This is a genomic window from Vicinamibacterales bacterium (genome assembly GCA_036504215.1).
GTDB lineage: Bacteria > Acidobacteriota > Vicinamibacteria > Vicinamibacterales > Fen-181 > FEN-299.
Genome location: DASXVO010000025.1, coordinates 1 through 18,843 on the forward strand (window position 1 = coordinate 1; position 18,843 = coordinate 18,843).

The 18,843-nt window shown below is 68.6% G+C and carries 7 protein-coding genes; 5 read left to right on the top strand and 2 right to left on the bottom strand.

Translation table 11 applies throughout. From position 1 onward, the window contains the following. On the bottom strand, positions 1–1,230 hold a 1,230-nt coding region (locus VGK32_06160; protein ID HEY3381334.1), incomplete at its 3' end, for a hypothetical protein. 88 nt (positions 1,231–1,318) lie between these two features. Here VGK32_06160 and VGK32_06165 point away from each other — a divergent pair. Genes VGK32_06165 through VGK32_06180 form a run of 4 tightly spaced genes read left to right on the top strand, consistent with a single transcriptional unit; the run spans position 1,319 to position 5,256 of the window. After that, positions 1,319–1,714: a DUF6072 family protein gene (locus tag VGK32_06165; GenBank protein HEY3381335.1), complete on the top strand. Its 396-nt coding sequence runs from the start codon at positions 1,319–1,321 to the stop codon at positions 1,712–1,714. Beyond that, on the top strand, positions 1,711–3,825 hold the full coding sequence (locus tag VGK32_06170) for an ABC transporter ATP-binding protein (GenBank protein HEY3381336.1): 2,115 nt from the start codon (positions 1,711–1,713) through the stop codon (positions 3,823–3,825). The genes VGK32_06165 and VGK32_06170 overlap by 4 nt, the downstream gene beginning before the upstream one ends. Beyond that, the gene (locus VGK32_06175) at positions 3,818–4,555 is read left to right on the top strand and encodes a hypothetical protein (protein ID HEY3381337.1); all 738 of its coding nucleotides are present in this window, start codon (positions 3,818–3,820) and stop codon (positions 4,553–4,555) included. The genes VGK32_06170 and VGK32_06175 overlap by 8 nt, the downstream gene beginning before the upstream one ends. A gap of 8 nt (positions 4,556–4,563) precedes the next feature. Then, positions 4,564–5,256: a hypothetical protein gene (locus VGK32_06180; protein HEY3381338.1), complete on the top strand. Its 693-nt coding sequence runs from the start codon at positions 4,564–4,566 to the stop codon at positions 5,254–5,256. 28 nt (positions 5,257–5,284) lie between these two features. Here the strand turns inward: VGK32_06180 and VGK32_06185 are convergent, their stop codons facing one another. Next, the gene (locus tag VGK32_06185) at positions 5,285–7,699 is read right to left on the bottom strand and encodes a TonB-dependent receptor (protein ID HEY3381339.1); all 2,415 of its coding nucleotides are present in this window, start codon (positions 7,697–7,699) and stop codon (positions 5,285–5,287) included. 668 nt (positions 7,700–8,367) lie between these two features. Between VGK32_06185 and VGK32_06190 the strand changes: the two genes are divergently transcribed. After that, positions 8,368–18,843 (top strand): amino acid adenylation domain-containing protein (locus tag VGK32_06190; GenBank protein ID HEY3381340.1); only part of this gene is annotated, 10,476 nt, incomplete at its 3' end.

Consider the following 18,843-nt stretch of genomic DNA (forward strand, 5'->3'; position numbering starts at 1 on the left):
CTTCGGCAGTTGCTTCGCGACCGCTTCGCGGACGGCCGTTTCGTGCCCCGACACGCCGTAGACCTCGACGAGCGGCGCCAGGTTGACAAACGGGCCGTGGGGCGCGTCGGGGACGTGGCCAAGGCCCGAGCCGACGATGCCTGCGCCGGTCTTGGGCAGGCCGGCCGCGGCACGGAGGAGCGCCGTGAGCCCCGCGACGTCGGCGCGATCCACCGTCTCGACCGGTGTCTGCATGAAGAGCACCGGCAGCGCCACGCTTTGCACGATTGCCGCGGGCCATGCCGGTGGCACACGAAGCATGGATGTCGATTGAACCGTCACGCCCGCTTCGCGCGCGCGTTCAGCCAGCCAGGTGCTCGTCTCCGCAAGGACAGGGCCACCGCCGAGGCTGCCAAGTGCCCCCCTCGAGTCCGGTTCCCGCGCCGGCTGGGCACGGGTCACGACGATGACACGGTCGGCGGCCACCTCACGGGCCAGGCGCGCCGCGCCGCGATCGCCGAACGCGCCTTGTGTCGTCCAGGCCACGGTCAGGGTGCCCGCGATCTTCGGCGCCTCGCGCTGTTCCATCAGAAGGCGCAGGAGCACGTCCGCCGACTGCCGCACCTGGGCAACCAGCCCCGACAGTCGCCCCCCTGTGAGGACCGTCCCTCGTTCTCGAAGCGTCACCGTGTCGAGCAGTTGCACCCCGAGCGCGGCGACCTCGTCCGCGGACTGCGCGCCGACATCCACCCACACGTCGTCCAGGCTCTTGGCCGCGGTCGCCACGTCGCGGCCTCGCTGCAGGTGGGCCGAGACGCTCCCGGCCACACCGGGCACCATCCTTCCGCTCGTCGTCCGGATACACACCGGCTGTCCGTAGATGAACTGGTCGAACAGCCTGAAGTTGACGCCCGTCGTCACGCGGTGGAGCCGCAGGTAGCCGTCGCGGGTGACGTCGGAGACGAGGTAGCCGTCCTCGTCCACGCTCGTGGTGATGAGGAGGTGCGGCTGACCCTGGCCGATGGTCACGATCAGGTTCCCCGTCTCGTCGATCCGGGGCGTCGCCCACCGCGGGATGTTCTGCCGAATGGCGGCGATGACATCCCTCTCGAACCCCGACACCGCTTGCGCGTTGTGAATCGGATCGAGCGGGGCCCGAAGGTCTGGCGTACCGGGTCCTTGCGCGGCTGCGCCACGAGCGAAGACCAGAAACCCGGCGAGGACGAGACATGCAAGGCGGCGATGATTCATGGGGTTAAATGATAGCGCCTTCCCGGCCCCATCTGCCGGGTTGGCTCGAGCGCGCGGGGCAAGGCCTCGTGGCATAATGCAGGTCTCTATGCCTGACACGAAGACGACGCCCATCGGACGCGGCTTGAGAGTCGCGGCCGACATGCTCTTGCTCCCGGGCTCGAGCCTGCTGCTCGATGGCAAGGTCAAGCCGGGCCTGCTTCACGTGGGCGTGGGGGTCGCCGCCGGGTTCGCCTTGGGCATTCCGGCCGCACTCCTGGTCGCGGCCAATTCAATCAGCCTGTCCTTCACGGGGAAGAACCTCGCCAGCGCCCTCATTGGCGCGCAGGATCCCCGTGATGTCACATTGACCGCCAAGATCAGGCAGGACGTCGACAAGGGCCTCAGCCTCGAGGAGATTCAGGAGACGGTGCGCGAAGACGTCGAGGATGTCTACGCGGAGGTCGTCCCGAGCCACCCGCCGCCGCCGATAGCCGCCCAATGACGCCGGAACACGTCGCCGACGACTGGCTCACGCTTCGGTCCTCACTGCCCGGCCGGCAGCGCTGGGACGCCCAGATCCTGTGGCGCAAGCCGCTGCTGGCCCGGCAGATCGAGACCCGGTTGCGAGAGGAGATCGGCGTCCTCGACGCGCGCGTCAACGCCGCCACCGGCCGTGTGCTGGTGGTGTTCGACGAGCGGGCCCTCAGCGACGTCCGAAAGGTCATCCTGCGGGTGTTCGAGAAGGTGGCGGACGGGCTGGTGTTGCCGGCGGCTCTGCCGGCAGTTGAACCCGAGGGAGCCGAGACCGGTGATTCCGTGCGCGCCCTCGTCCGCTCGGTCGAGAAGGACACGCACCTGCGCTGGAAGGCGGCCGGCAGCACGGCGTCGAACACCGTGCTCTCGCTTGCAAGTCCGCTGAGCCTCGGCCTCCTGATGACCGCAGCGCTGTCTGGCGGCAGCCCGCTTCTCGCGGCCGTGGGTATCACATCACCACTTGCACAAATGGCCGCATTCAGCGGGTTCTTTCTGTCGCTGAAGGGCCTGGAAACGAGGACGAACTACCAGAGCCATACGCTGTGGCAGCGCTATGCCACCGACATCGAGCACGGCCTGCGGATGCGAGCGTTCTCTCACATCGAGTACCTGGACATGGCCTACCTCGATGATCAGAACACCAGCCAGCTGATGAGCCTGGTGCACCATGATTCCGCTCAGATCCGTCGGTTCCTGGAAACCGTTCCCGACACCATCATCTCGAAGGCCGGCACCTTCGCGCTCGGCAGCGTGTTCCTGCTGTGGGTGTCGCCGGTCTCCTTCGGGCTGGCCCTCATACCGGTTCCGTTCATCTACGCGCTCTTCCGGAGGTACCACAAGGAGATCTCCCGCCGCTACCAGGCGCAGGGCGCGAAGGAAGAAGCCACCAAGAACCTGTTGATGAACAGCCTGACGGGCCTGCCCACCGTCCGGAGTTTCACCGCGGAAGACGACGAATTGCAGCGGCTCTGCCAGTCGAGCCTGACGTTGCAGGAGGAGAGCAATCAGTCCTTCGCCCTGGGCCTGGAGTACGCCGGCCTCACCAAGTCCGCCCTCGTCACGGGACTCGTGCTCCCGCTGGCGTATGGCGGCGCGATGGTGCTCAAGGGATCGTTGTCGGTGTCCACGTTCATGCTCCAGAGCTTCATGCTGCCGCAGCTGATCTCCATCATGGGCGGCCTGGATCGCGAGTACGACGTCTATCAGACCGGGGTGGCCGCGTCGCGGCGCATGTCGCGGCTGCTGGACGCGCAGCCGACGATGAGGTCGGGGCCGATCAGACTGCAGCGGGAGGCCGTCAAGGGAGCCGTCGTATTCGACAGCGTGTCGTTCCACTACGCGTCCGGTGCCCGGATCTTCGACGGGTTCGACCTGTCGATTCCCGCCGGCGGATCGGTGGCGCTCGTGGGCTCGACCGGTTCGGGCAAGTCCACGCTCATCAAGTTGCTCCTGCGCCTGTACGACACGGGCGGCGGCCGCATTCTCCTCGACGGCGTGGATATCCGCGAACTGAACGTCTACGATCTCCGCAAGGCGATCGGGCTCGTGAGCCAGGACGTGTTTCTCTTCAACGGGACGGCCGCCGAGAACATCTTGTACGGCCGGCCCGACGCCACTCGCGAGGAGGTATGGGAGGCCGCCCGGATCGCCGAAGCCACCGGCTTCATCCAGGACCTGCCAGAGGGCCTCGACACCATCGTCGGCGAACGGGGCCAGAAGCTGTCCGGCGGCCAGCGGCAGCGTCTGTCGATCGCCCGCGTTGTGCTCAAGAACCCGCCCATCCTGATTCTCGACGAAGCGACATCGTCGGTCGACAACGAGACCGAGTCTGCCATCCGTCGATCGATCGAAGCGGCGTCTCGCGGAAGGACGACCATCTACGTGGCGCACCGGCTGTCGAGTATCCGTCACGTCGACCAGATCCACTTGATCGACGACGGGCGCGTCGTCGAGCGGGGCACCCACGAAGAACTGGTTGCCGGCGGTGGCAGGTACGCCGCACTGTGGAGGCTCCAGACGGGAGAGTCGGCCGGTGACGGCACCTCTGCCGCAGTGCCCCAGGGAGACGCTGTTGTCTGATCGCCCTCACGTCATCCTGCTGAATGGCACATCGTGCTCGGGCAAGAGTTCCGTGAGCCGTGAGCTGCGGGCCCTCACCGATCGCCCGTACCTGGCGGTGGCGTCCGAGTTGTTCATCCCGATGCTCGCCGGAAAGTTCACCGGCGTGGACGCGTCGATCACGAAGGGGATGCTCGAGGGCAAGGGAAAGGTCGACGAAGACGTCCATCGCGCCGCGTCGAGCTGGAGCGACGTGGACGCCCCGCTGCCACGGTTGGGATTCCAGATCACGGTACGTGACGAGGGTGGACAGCCGACCTTTCACTCGCGCTGCGGCCCGGTTGGCTGGAACCTCGTGGCCGGCATGCACCGCGCTGTCGCCGCGATCGCCCGCGCAGGCAACTTCATCGTCATGGAAGATGTGGTGTCCGAGGTGTTGCTGCGCGACTACTGCGTCGCCCTCGAGGGACTGGATGTCTATCTCGTCGGCCTCGTCTGTTCGCTGCAGGAACTGGAGCGACGCGAGCGGGCGCGGCACAACCGGGCGGTCGGCGCGGTCCGAATGCAGTTTCCGAAGGTCCATGTGCCCGGCGAATACGATCTGACCGTGGACACCGAGACCCTCGGGCCGAACGAGGGAGCGCAACTGATACTCGACCACGTCGCGAGCCATCCGCCGCGGGCACTCGACATCCTCGCCGCCCGGTTCGTCGGCAGCGGCTTCCGACCGTTTCCAATCGAGACATTCTGAGGTTCACGATGCGAAGCGCGGGCAACATCATCATCATCAACGGGGCGTCCTGCTCTGGCAAGACAACGATCTCCCGTGAGCTGCAGGCGCTCGCGGGCAAGCCGTATCTGGTGACGGGCATCGATGATTTCCTGCCGATGTTCCCCAAGCAATACATCGGCGTCGACCAGGCCGTCCAGCGGGACGGGCAGGACTGGGCCGCGCCCGGAAACCGTCTGTCCGCGGAGGGGTACGAAATCGTCATCCGGATGGGAGAGACGGGGCCGATCATCAACGCGCGCTGCGGCCCGGTGGGCTGGAGCCACCTGGCGGGCATGCACCGGGCGTTCGCGGCGATGGCTCGCGCCGGCAGTTCACTCATCGTGGCGGACGCTGCCTCCGCGGTGCTGATGTACGACTACTGCGAGGCGCTGAGCGGCCTCGCCGTCCACCTGATCGGCGTGTTCTGCTCGCTGGAAGAACTGGAACGGCGGGAGGCGGCGCAGGCCGGACGCGGCGTGGGAGCGGCCCGCATGCAGTTCGAGAAGGTCCACGTGCCGGGCGACTACGATTTCACCGTGGACTCGGAGACACATGACGCCAAGACGTGCGCGCAGATGATCCTCGCCCACGTCGAGAACAATCCGCCGCACGCCTTCGAACGGCTCACCGAGCGCTATGGAGGCGTCGAACCTTCGCAGTTCCCCGTGCAGACGTTCTGAGATTCGGCGAAGCGCCCGGCTGACTCGTTCAGAACCCGACGCGCAGCGACACCGAGACCGATCGCGGCGCGCCATAGGTCAGTCTCGCCCAGTTGAGAAAGTACGGCGATGTCGCGGCGTCCAGGTAGTACGTCTTGTTCAGCAGGTTGTTGACGTTGAGCTGCGCCGTCATCCGCGACGGGCCCACCACGAACTCGCGACTGGCCATCAGGTCCACCAGGACATAGCCGGGAGAGGGAATCCTGTTGGTGACGTCGGTGGTCTCCCCGCGCGCCGTCACGCCCGCGCCGACCTTCCATCCCTTGAGGGCATCCTGGAATGCGTACGCCGTGGACAGGCTGCCCATGTTCGGCGGTACGTCAGCCATCTGGTTTCCCACGATGAGTCCTGAGCTGCTGCCCGGATTCATCTTGGTGACGTGAATATCGGTGTAGGTATAGGTTGCGATCACGTTCCAGCCGGGCCTGATCTGGCCCTGAAGATCGAATTCGAGGCCCTTACTGCGGACTTCGCCAGTGGCCACCTGGAAGCCGATGTGAGCCGGATCGGCAGTAGCGAGATTGGTCTTGGTCAGATCGAAGTACGCCACCGTCGATTGCACCCGCCCGTCAAGAAACTGGGTCTTGGCGCCGGCTTCGTATTGACGCGCGCTCTCGGGCGGCAGCGGGTTGAGCTGATAGTCGCGGCCTGTATTCGCGCCGAAGTTCCCGGCGTAGTTGCCATACGCGCCAAGCCAGCGTTGCGCCTGCCACAGGACACCGACGCGCGGGGTCACCGCGCTGTCGGACTGCGCCGGATCCGCCACCGTGGCGCCGCCGACGGCCTTCCAGCCTGTGCGCGACACGTTCTGGTATCTCAGCCCCGCGAGCAGGTGCACCTCGTGAGGCAGCGTGAGCTGGTCTTGCGCGTAGACGCCGTAGTTGTTGGTGGTCGAGTCGTACGAGAACTGGGTGGTCGGGTCGAGTGTCAAGGCGGGGACACCCGGGTGAAGCGGGTTGACGGCGTCGATGACTGACGCCACGGTCAGGTTCGACGTCGAGAGGGTCGCCGGCGCGCCGAATCGGTAGAAGTCGGCCCCCACCAGCAGCGTATGCCGGAGGCCGCCGGTTTCGACGTGTCCGGTGAGGTCGAAGACCGTCGCGAGCGTCTTGGCCTCGGTGTCCTTCAGGCCAATCATGTAGCGCAGGGCCAGCCACGACGGTCCGGCCGGCAGGAACCCCAACACGGCGGCGTATCCCGGGCTGTCGACCTTCGCCGTGTTGCTCAGGATCTGGTTTCGGAACGTCCAGGCGTCGTTGAACCGGTGCGACCAGTCCAGCTTGACGAGCGTCGTCTTGAAGTTGAGCGGCAGCGACTCGGCGACGTTGTTCTCCCTCGGCAGGGCAATCAGTGTCCCGTTCACGAACGGCACGTTCTGGCCGTTGTCGAAGCCGCCCAGCGGATTGTCCGCATACGTCACTTCCACCGTCGCCTCGGTCTTCTTGCTGATGTTCCATTTCAACGAAGGCGCGATGAAGAACTTCTTGCCGTGGACGCCGTCGCGCCACGAATCGCTCGTGTCGAACGACACGTTGAGTCGGTACAGCAACGTGTCGCCGGCGGTGATCGGGCCGGTGGCGTCGAAGTTCGTATAGGAGTGGGCCCACGATCCGAACAGCTGTTCGAACGAATAGCTCCGCGTGGCCTGCGGCTGCCTCGTGACCAGGTTCACCATCCCGCCGGGCTCGACGCGCCCGTAGAGGATCGCCGCCGGCCCCTTCAACACCTCGATGTGGTCAACGTTCGACATCGCCCGCAGGCCGGACACGAGGGCCTCGTCGAGGCGGAAGCCGTCGATGAACGTGCTGCTCGAGGGAAAGCCGCGCAGCCAGATGAACTCGGTGCTCCCCAGGTAGTTCTGGGACTTGACGCCACTGACGTTCGTCAGCGCCTGGTCCAGGATGAGGACCTTCTGGTCCTGCAAGACCTGCTGCGGGACCACCTGGATGTTCAGCGGTGTCGCGCTCAGCGGGCTGTCGGTCTTGGTGGCGCTCACGGCCTTGTCGCGCACGTAGGCGCTCGGCGCCGCAACGTCGACCGTCTCCCTGACGCCGGCCACCTTGAGTGCGACGCGAAGCGCGACCGGTGCACCGTCTTCGGCGACGATGACGTCAGAACGCGTCGTCTCGAACCTCGCGCTTTCGATCTGGACGACGTACTTGCCGGACGCGACCCGGCTCAGTAGGAACGTCCCGCTCGCGTCGCTCACGGCGTGGGCCCGCACCGCCCCGCGTTCGTCGACGAGCGTGATCCGCGCGCCGACAACCGCTCCGCCCGACTCGTCCGTCACCGTTCCAGTAATGCGTGTGGCGGCAGATTGCGTAGCAGCGCTGGAAGGCATGGCGATCCAGATCGCGACGATCACACAGACGAACGCACGCGATACCTGGCTGAGAAGATTCATCTTCACGCTTCCTCGATTCACGATCACACTCCCCAATGTCGGCATGCCGACGACGGAGATTTCACCCTTCCGCGCTCGCTGGCGGACCGGGAGATGAAGGCGGACTCAAGTCGACGCAGGCAGTGCGGATCTCCGCGGCACCGGCTGCCGGATCTGCAGGAGGACGTCTGTCGGAGTGATCTGGGAGACGCCTCCTGTCCCAGACCGGTGTGACACCAGATTCCGCGACGATCGAGCGGGCGCGCCCGGCCGGGAACGACCACGCGACGGATCGCGTGCTAGTGTTACAGACGTAGTCAAGTGGGCGAGGTCCGAGTATATCACCACGAAGAACGCTGTCCCGGCGAGGCGAGGCTCGGCGGTGCTTGCTGAGCCGACCCGCTGCCGCCCACAGTTCAGGCGCAGCGATCACAGTATGCTTGTGACGACGTCGTCGCGATTCTGGCTCGTGTTCGTACGTAGCCGTCACTGTGCGTCGAAGGACTCAGCCGCAAGACCGAGCCTTCAGTATCCGTAGCGGGCCTTTCGGTGGCATTGTAGGTGACATGCAGTTCAGCGGACGCGCACCGACAGCGGCGCCAGCCCTCCCTTCTGGTTGGGAGGATGGAGCGGAGCTGCCGCCTGGCATCGGTGAACGCCCGCTGACAGTCGTCTGCGCTCAGGCCGCGGTGACCCACGGTGATACCGTCGCGGTCGTTGAGCACGGCGGCGCGCGGCGACTGACGCACGAGGCACTCGACCGCCTGGTGACGCGCTGGGCGGCGCGCCTAACGGCCGCCGGGGTGACCCCGGGCGCGCGCGTCGGCCTCTGCGCCTCGGCACAGATCGAAGTGCCCGTCGGGTTCCTCGCCGTCCTGAGTGCCGGCGCCGTGGTGGTGCCCCTCGACCCGTCGCTGCCGGCTCGACGACTCCGCGAGATGGCGGAGGGGGTGGGCTGCCGCCTGATGCTGGCCAGCCGGACTGCGCAGGCATCGCTCGACGGCAGTCTGCCCTCGTTGGACCTGTCCGGGGATCCGGGTGATCATCCGCCGGTCGCCGTTGCGGCCGATCCCGATCGACCCGCGGTGATCTACCACACGTCGGGCTCGACCGGCCGGCCCAAGCCGGTGGCGATTGGGCACCGGGCGCTGTCGTCGCGCATCCTCTCGATGATCGACTGGTTCGGCATCACCGCTGACGAGGTGGTGTGCGCCGCCTCGTCGATCTCCTTCGATCCGTTTCTCCAACAGATGTTCTTCCCGCTGTGCGTGGGCGGCACGCTGTGGTTGCCCGATCGAACGTCGCTCGTCGACCCCGCTCGCTTCTGGACAGACGCCGCCGCACGCGGTGTCACTCACCTGAACCTTGTGCCGTCCCAGCTGGAACCGCTGCTGCTCCGTCCGCCCACCGGTGGACTGCCTCGCCTGCGGCGCGTGGTGGTCGGGGGCGAGCGCATGCCCGCCGACCTGCCCGCGCGGATCGTTGCGGCGCTGGACGCGCGAGCCGCATGGCCCGCGGGCCCGCCCCAGTTCGCCGTCTACAACATGTACGGCCCGACCGAATGCACGGTGGACGCGACGGGCGCGCGCACCGATCCCGCGGTCACCGACCGCGAGATCCCGATCGGCGCGCCGCTGCCCGGCTGTCGCGTGCGCATCCTGAACGATCAACTGCGTCGCGTGCCGGTCGGTGACGTCGGCGAATTGTGTATCGGCGGCGCCGGGCTCGCGCTCGGGTATCACGGCATGGATGATTCGACGGCCGTGGCGTTCGTCGCCGATCCGTACGGTGCTCCTGGCGATCGTCTGTACCGCACCGGCGATCTGGCTCGCTGGCTTCCCGACGGGCAGGTGGCCTTCATCGGACGGCAGGACGATCAAGTGAAGGTCCGCGGACACCGCATCGAACTGGGTGAGGTGGAAGCGATGCTGCGCGCCTTCCCCGGCGTCGAAGCTGCCGCGGCAAGCAAGTGGGACCAGGCTCCCGGCGGGGCGGTGCTGGTCGCGCATGTCGTGGGCGACGTCGATCTCTCCGCCTTGCGCGCATGGCTGGCCGAGCGGTTGCCCGCCGCCGCCGTGCCCGCCCGCCTGTTGCACATCGAGGCGCTGCCCGTGCAGCCCTCCGGCAAGCTCGATCGGAAGGCCCTCCCCACACCAGCCCCAGACGCCGTTCCCGTGCGGGCAACGGGACCCGCGTCGCTGGAACGCACGCTCGCCGCGATCTGGGCCGACCTGCTGGGCCGCGCCACGGTGGACGTCACCGCCAACCTCTTCGAAATGGGTGCCCACTCCCTGCACGTTCCCCGCGCGCTGATGGCGATCGAAGCCGCGACAGGCCGGACGGTCAGCTCCGTCGATCTGTTCCGCTTCTCCAGCGTGGCCGCCCTATCAGCACACCTGTCGCGCGAGGAAGGCAGCGCCGACCGGACGACGCGGTTGCCAACGGAAGCCGGCACGACCGGGAAGGAGCGGCGCGCCCTCACCATCGACGAAGTTGCCATCGTCGGCATGGCCTTCCGCTTCCCAGGCGCCTCCGACCGCGCGACCTTCTGGGCCAACCTGATGGCCGGGACCGACAGCGTCCGCCGCTTCGATCGCGCGACCCTGCGGCAGGCCGGCGCGCCTGCGGCGCTTGTCGATCACGCCGATTTCATCCCGGTCCATGGCGCCATCGACGGCACCGACCGTTTCGATCCCGTGCCCTTCGGCTACAGCCACGGCGAGGCGGCGGAGATCGACCCGCAACAACGTCTGCTATTGGAACTGGCGTGGCAGGCGCTGGAGGATGCCGTCTGCGATCCGGCGGCCGAAGGGCCGGTCGGCGTGTTCGCCGGCGTCGGCTTCAACGCCTACCTGGTGGACAACCTGCGCGATCGTGTTGGCCTGGCCGGCGGTGCCGATCGCTTCTCGACCGTCGTCAGCTCCGACAAGGACTTCGCGGCGACACGAATCGCGTACAAGCTGGGTCTGACGGGTCCGGCACTGACTGTGAACAGCGCCTGCTCTACCGCGCTGTCGGTGACGGCCACGGCCGTTGACAGCTTGCGCGCAAGGCGCTGCCGGGTGGCGCTGGCCGGGGCGGCGTCGCTCGGCATGTTCTCGCCTCACGGCCACCTGGCCGCGGAAGGCGGCATCGCGTCGCGCGCCGGCGTGTGCCGACCCTTCGATGCGGCGGCCGACGGCGTGGTCGGCGGAGCTGGCGCCGCCGTGCTCGTGCTGAAGCGGCTGGGTGACGCGATCGCCGATGGCAACCGCATTTACGCGACCATTCGGGGTGTCGGCATCACCAACGACGGTGCCTGCAAGGCCGCCTTCTCGGCCCCGTCGGTGGACGGACAAGCCGCTGCGATCACCGCCGCGATCGACGAGGCGGGCGTCGACGCTGCCGATATTGGTTTCGTCGAGGGGCACGGCACCGCAACCACGCTCGGCGACCCGATCGAAGTGGCCGCTCTCAATCTGGTGTACGGCGGAGCAGCCCCAGGTTCCGCGCTGCTTGGGTCGGTCAAGGGCAACGTTGGCCATCTCGACGCCGCCGCCGGCATGGCGGGACTGATCAAGACGGTGCTGGCACTTTGCCACGGCACCGTGCCGCCCACCGCGCACTTCACGGCTTCCAATCCACGCATCCCTTTCGCCGACGGACCATTCCGCGTAAACGCCGCGCCCGAGCCCTGGCCCGGGCCCGTCGATCGCCCGCGCCTGGCTGCTGTCAGCGCGTTCGGCATGGGCGGCACCAACATCCACCTCGTGGTCGCGGGCCCGCGCCCGGAAGCGGAAACGCCCGCCCCGTCCGACGGTCCGGTCCTGTTGACGGTGTCGGCCCCCACCGCGGAACGCCGCGACCGACTGGCCGCGGCAGTCGCCGACCATCTCGGCGCATCGTCCGTCGAAAGCGGCGCCGCGACGTCGCTCGCTGACATCGCCATTTCACTCGCGCGACGACGACCGATGAGAAGCCGCCGCGCGATCATTGCCGCCTCTCGGGCGGAAGCCGCCGCGGCACTGCGCGCGGACAGCGGGTTGCGCGGCGAGACTGCAGGCACCAGCGCCGCGCCCGCCTACCTCTTCCCCGGGCAGGGCGCCCAGCAGGCCGGCATGGGCCGTGACTTATACCGTGCCGTTCCGGCCGTCCGCGCAGCCATCGACGAGGCCGACCACGCACTCCGCGGTGGCCCTGCGGAAGACCTTCGCTCTCTCTTGCTCGCAGACGACGGCGACGCGCGGGCGATGGCCGCACTCTCGGAGACGCAGATCACCCAGCCCGCGCTGTTCGTCATCGGATACGCCATGGCCAAGGCCCTGGAGTCGTACGGCGTCCGCCCCGCCGCCCTGATCGGTCACAGCATCGGGGAATACGTCGCAGCCTGCCTCGCCGGGGTGATGGACTTCGGCGATGCGCTGAGACTGGTCGCCGCGCGCGGCCGGCTGATGGCCTCGGCTCCGTCCGGGGCAATGCTGGCGGTGTCCATGACCGAGGCCGAGTTGTTCCCCCTGCTCGAACCCAGCGGCGCGGAACTGGCAGCGGTCAACGGCGCCAGGCAATGCACGGCCGCCGGGACCAAGGCGCAAATCGACTCTCTCGAGAAGACGGTGGCGGCGCTCGGCAAGCCGTCCCGCCGTCTGCCTGTGTCGCACGCGTTTCACTCCCGGTTGATGGAGCCGATCCTCGAGGCCTTCGCGGCGGAGCTGGAGCGAACGCCGCTCCGAGCTCCGGCCATTCCGATCGTCTCCAACCTCACTGGAGATTGGCTCAGCCCGCAGGACGCCACCGACCCCGCCTACTGGGTTCACCATCTGCGCGGTACGGTACGCTTCGGTGCCGGTCTATGCCGCCTGGTCGAGGATGATTCGGCGCGCCTGCTGGTCGAGGTCGGTCCTGGCGCGACGCTTACCCGGTTGGCCCGTGCCGCCGGTGTTACAGCAGCACGCGTGGTCGCCATTCAGCCGCCGGACACTAGCGACGGCCACAGGGCGTTCCTCGAAGCGCTGGGCCGGCTGTGGGTCGCGGGCGCACCGGTGGATCGAGTGGCGGCTGCAGGCCGTTCGGCCCGCCGGGTTCCGGTGCCTGGCTATCCGTTCGACCGCATCCGGCTCTGGATCGAGCCTGGAGCGGCGACGCGATTCGTCCCTGATTCGGTCCGCACCACCACCGGCCAGCCGCCCACGGTGAGCGCGGCGGAACGCGTCATCGCTGCGGTCTGGAGCGACGTGCTGGGCGTGGCGGCCGTGGGACCAGAGGATGACTTCCTCATGCTCGGGGGCGACTCGCTGCAGGCCGTGCGCATCGCTGCCCGGTTGAGCGATCGGCTCGGCTGCGACGTGGCGGCGAATGCGCTGTTCCGGGGAAGCACGGTCGCGGGGCTGGCCCGCCTGCTGGGCACGCCTTCCGTGGTCGATCCAACTGAACGCACGGCACACGCAGAACCTCGCGAAGAAGGCTGGCTGTGCGCGCCTCGCCATGCGCCGGTCGCGCGTCTCGGTGGCGCACCCATCGTCGCTCCGCTCTCCCCGGGTCAGGAGCGCATGTGGTTCCTGAACCGCCTTGAAGGCCGCGCGGGCGGTACGCCGGAGGGCAGCTACACCGAGCATCTCGCCTTCGCGCTCATTGGGCCGCTCGATCGCGCGGCGCTCGACGGGGCGCTGTCGGCAGTGATCGCGCGGCACGGTGCACTGCGGAGTCTGTTCCGCGATGGTCCCGATGGACCGGAGCAGGTGGTTGCCCCGCCGTCGCCGGCCAGCCTCAGCGTCGTCGATCTGACCGCGGTGCCCAACTCACTGGACGCGGCGCTGGATGCGGCCGCGCACCGGCCCATCGATCTGGCGACCGACTCGCACGTCCGCTTCACGCTGTTCGCGATCGCGGCGGATCATCACGTCCTGTCGGTATCGGCTCATCACGCCGCCTGGGACGGATGGTCGAACGGCGTGTTTGCCGCAGACCTCTCCACTTCGTACAACGCCCTTCGCGCTGGCCGGATGCCGGCGCTGCCTCCGTTGACCCGCGACATCGCTGACATCGCCCGCGCACGACGCACGGCCCTGACGAGCGGTGACCTCGACGCCCCGCTGAAGCGGCTGTGCCGGGCGCTCGACGGCTTCCCCACCAGGCTCGATCTGCCGACAGACAGGCCGCGCGCCGTGATCGCAGACGGGCGCGGCGAGGCATTGACCGTTCGCGTGGAGCCGGACGCGATTGCGGCGCTGGCCGCTGCCGGACGGCGCGCGGGCGCCACCCCCTATATGACGATGCTCGCCGCCTGGGCACTCCTGCTCGCGCGGTTGGCCCACACTCCACGCGTGCTCGTCGGCGCGCCGGTTGCCGCCCGCGAGGACGCTGCCGAAGAAGCCGTGATCGGCTACCTGTCCAACACGGTGGCGATCCCCGTGGATGTGAGCGCGGCGAACAGCTTCGGTGCCCTCGTGGCCCAGGTCCGCGACAGCGTCCTCGAGGTCATGACCGCCCAGCGTGTTCCGTTCGAGATGCTGGTGAAGACGTTGGCGGTGCCTCACTCGCGCGTCACGACGCCACTCGTCCAGGCGATCTTCGCCATGCAGCCCCGTTCGGTGCCCGTGCCCGCCCTGGACGAACTCACCGTTACCGTGCTGCCCAGGCACAACCAGGCCGCACGCTACGAGTTGATCCTCAATCTGGAAACCACGCCGGGCGGCGCGCTCGAAGGACCGCTAATCTACGCATCCGCGCTCTTCGACCGATCCACGGTCGCCGGTTGGGTGGAACGGCTGTTGGCCTTCCTGCGTGACGCGCCGCGGCAGTGGGATGCACCGCTCGACGCCGGGCCGTCACGTCAACCTCGGGCGGCGGCGGGATCCCGCGACGGCTTTGCCACTGCGACCGAGCGCACGCTCGCCGCCATCTGGGGCGAGTTCCTCCTGACCGCTCCGACCAGCCGAGACGACGACTTCTTCGGGCTGGGTGGCCACAGCCTGTTGCTGATGCGGATGATTCACCGGCTGTCGGTCAGCGGGCTGGGCCGCCTCGAATTGGCTGACGCGCTCGGCGCGACCCGACTGGCGACGATGGCTGCGCTGATCGAACAGGCGCCCGCGCCAGACGCGTGTCCGCGGACTCCCCTGGCGGAACCGCTGCCCACACCGTCGATCGGCCCTGTCGCCGACACCGCGTGCGCGCAGCCGGATGCGTCCGGCGTCACCGCCGACCGCACGTATTGGCTCGACAGGCTACGCGGCATGGAACTCGGCGACCCGGCGGCCACGAACATTCGTCCGCCCGGCGCTCAGCCGCGGGCCCGGCGAACCGTGGTGGACTTCTCCGCCGTGGCACTGACCGCGATCGAACGCATCGCGACGTGCGGCGGTACGTCCCCTGCGGCGGCGCTCATCGCCGGCGTGGGTGTCCTGATGGCCCGGATGAAGAACGATGGGCGTGAGGTGTCGATCGCCACACCCGTCGCCGGTCGCCCCGATGCCGAACACGCGCTGCGCGCAGACGTCGTACCGCTACGCGTGTCCGCAGCGCTCGGCCGCAGCTTCGCGGCGCATCTGGCTGAAACCGCCACGGCGCTCTCCGAGGCCCTGACGCACCAGGGCTATCCGCTGCGCCACATCATGCGGGACCTGCAGCCAGCGTCCGGCCTGCCGCCCACCCTGTACGACGCCGTGGCCGTGATGGACGACGGGCAGGGCCACGCGCGCGACCAGATGGATCCCCGGTCGGGCGACGGCGCATTCGATCTCGCTTTCGAGGTCGCGCGCTTGCCCGGTGGCCGCGCCATCCTCACCGTCGATCACGATGAGTGGCTGTATGACGCCGACGCCGTGCGCACGCTGGCCGCCAGGCTGGAGTCGCTGCTCATCGACGCCGCTGCCCATCCCGACGCGGAAATCGGCGACCTCGCTGTCCTGCCCGAGTGGGAGCGCCTGCTGGTGACGGAGACGTTCAACGCTACCTCGGCGTCCTACCCGCGAGACGCGTCGATGGCCAGCCTGTGGCGCACCGCCGCGATCCTCCATGCCGATCGCGTGGCCATCACGAGACCGGACGGCGCGTCGATGACCTACGCGGCGCTCGACCGCAGGGCCGAGGAGATTGCGGCCGCGCTGCTCATTGCCGCGCCGGCGAATCCAACCGTGGCACTTGCGGCCACGCGCAGCTTCGACGCGGTGGCGGCCATTCTCGGCATCTGGAAGGCGGGCGCAGCGTATCTGCCGCTCGATGCCAAGCTGCCGACCTCGATGGTCCACCAGTTGATGACCGACGCCCAAGCCCGCCTGATCCTGGCGGACGCCGACGGCGTCAAGCGGCTGGCAGGCCTCACCCTCGGGGCCACGCTGCTACGGCTCGACCGACTGCCCGCCACCGGATCGGCCGCCGCACCGCCGTCCGTCCGCGACGGCAAGGATCCGGCCTACGTGATGTTCACATCGGGAACGACCGGCGTCGCCAAGGGCGTCGTCGTTCCGCATCGAGCCATTGCCAGGCTCGCGCTGGACCACGAGATTCTGGGGTTGGGCCCGGGCGACGTGATGTGCCAACTTGCACCGTTGGCATTCGACGCGACGACGGTGGAGTTGTGGAGCGCGCTGCTGAACGGTGCCACGCTGCACATCGTTGCCGACGGGGACCTGCTCGACCCGACCGCGCTCGGAGCGGAACTGCGCCGGGGCAGCGTCACAGCCATGTGGATGCCCTCCGCGCTGTTCAATCTCGCGGCCGAGGAGGCGCCGGCGATCTTCGCCGGCCTCGAGCGGTTGGTCACAGGCGGCGAGGCGATCAGTCCTGCGCACGTTCGGCGAGTGGTCGAGGCTTGCCCGGGTCTGAGGTTGGCTAATGTGTACGGCCCGACCGAGAACTGCGGCTTCACGACGCTGCACGAGATCGGTGCGGCGGACCTCGATGGCCCCATTCCCATCGGCCGCCCGATTGCCAACACACGCGTTTACGTGGTGGACGAGCGGCGTCATCCGGTTCCTGTCGACGTCTGGGGCGAACTCCTCTGCGCCGGTGACGGCTTGGCGCTGGGCTACGCCGGGCGCCCGGAGCAGACCGCTGAGTCATTCATCACGTTGCCCTGGGGCGCCGGCGAACGCGTTTACTGCAGTGGCGACATCGTGCGCTGGCGCCGCGACGGCGCGATCGAGTTCGGGGGCCGACGCGACGGGCAGGTGAAGATTCGAGGCCACCGCATCGAGACCACCGCCATCGAAGCCGTTCTGGCCGAGTGCGAGGACGTGCGCGAGGCCGCGGTCGTCGTGATCGGGGAAGGCGGTAACCGGACGCTCGTTGCGTGCCTCGCGGCCGACGGTATCGACGGAGAGGGCGCGTGGCGCCGACGGCTGGCCGAACGCCTGCCGATCTACATGATGCCCGCCCGTTTCGTGGCGGTACCCGTCCTGCCCGTGAACGCCAACGGCAAGCGCGACGTTCACGCGCTGCGCTCGCTGGTGTCTGCGCCGGCTGTGCCACGCACGGCGAGCACCGAATCCGCCGCCGACTTCGCGCTGTCACCGGGGCAGGAGCGCCTGTGGGTGATGCAGCGACTGTTTCCCGAAAGTGGTGTCTACAACGTTCCGATCGTCTTCGACGTCGACGGGCCGCTCGACGCCGACGCTCTTGTCCGCGCGCTGGTGGCACTCGAAGAACGACACCACGCGCTGCGCCTGCGCGTCGTCGATGGGGCGGATGGCCGTCTGCGACAGCATCTGTCGCCGGTGGGCAGCTTGGCCCCGTCCCGGATCGACTTGCGCGGCGAGACCGATCCCGCCGCGGCCGCCGACGCCCGGCTCGCGACCGAACTGGCTCGCCCCTTCCACCTGGACCGGGAGGTCGGCGCCCGTGCCGCCCTGATGCAGTTGGGTCCCTCGAGTTGGCGGGTCGTGTTGGTGCTGCACCATGCCATCGTCGATGGCTGGTCCACCGGCATCATCGTCCGCGACCTGGGCGCGCTCTACTCTCGAGCGGTTGGCGCAGCCCAGGATTTGCCACCCGCGCCGGCCGTGCAGTTTCAGGAGGTGGCCGCGTGGCAGCGCGCAGCCGCCGACAGCAGCGCGGGCAAGGCGCTCCTCGATCGCTGGACCGAACGGCTCACTCCGCTTCCTGAACCGCTCGACTTGCCCGCCGACCGCCGCCGGCCGCCGGTCAGGAGCTTTCGCGGCGACACGATCGCGTTTGCCTTCGACGCCGATCGCCGCGAGGCGCTCGATCGTCTGGCCCAGTCGGAATCGGCCACGCCATTTGTGGTGGTCACCGCGCTCGTGCAGGCACTGCTGTACCGGTTGACCGGTCAACGGGACCTGGCGCTCGGCACGCTGGTCGCCGGACGAGACCTGTGGGACGTGCAGGATTCCGTCGGCTTCTTCGTCAACACGCTGGTGCTGCGGCAGGGCATCGATCCGGCGGCCACCTTTCGTCGGCTGCTGAGCGAGACACGCGCCACCTGTCTGCAGGCCATTGCCGATCAGCATTGTCCGTTCGAGTCGCTGGTGGAGGCGGCGGGCGCCCCGCGCGATCTGAGCCGCAATCCCCTGTTCGACGTGTTGGTGGCCTGGCAGTCCGACGAGCTCACTCCGCCGAACCTGCCCGGCCTGGCGACGCGGGTCACACCGATCACGTTTCCATTCGCCAAGTTCGATCTGGCATTTCATTTCGGCCGGAGCGGCAACCGGATTGTCTGCCAGATCGAATACAGCGCCGACCTGTTCGATGCCGCAACCATCGGCGAGCTGTTCGGCCGGCTCGAGACTCTGACCGCAGGCGTGCTCGCCGATCCCGACGCGCCGGTCGGCCGCCTGCAGGCGTTGTCCGAGGCCGAGCGCGCGCTGGTGGTCGAGCGGTTCAACGCGACGACGCGACCGCTCGACACCGAGCGCACCATCGTGCGGCCGTTCCTCGACCGCGTCGCCGCGTCCCCGGCCGCGCCTGCGATCCTGTGGAACGGCGAAGCGCCGCTCGACTACCGCCGCGTCGCCGCCCGCGCCGGCGCGGTGGCTCGCCAGTTGGTCGCCGCCGGCGTGCGGCCGGGCGACACGGTGGCGGTCTGCGCGCCGCGCTCGCCCGACCTGCTCGTCGCCATCTACGGCATCCTGATGGCCGGGGCCGCCTATGCGCCGCTCGGCGCCGACCAGCCGGCGGCGCGGATTGCCGCCATGCTGGAGGACCTCGGGAGACCGCGCGTGCTGGCCGCG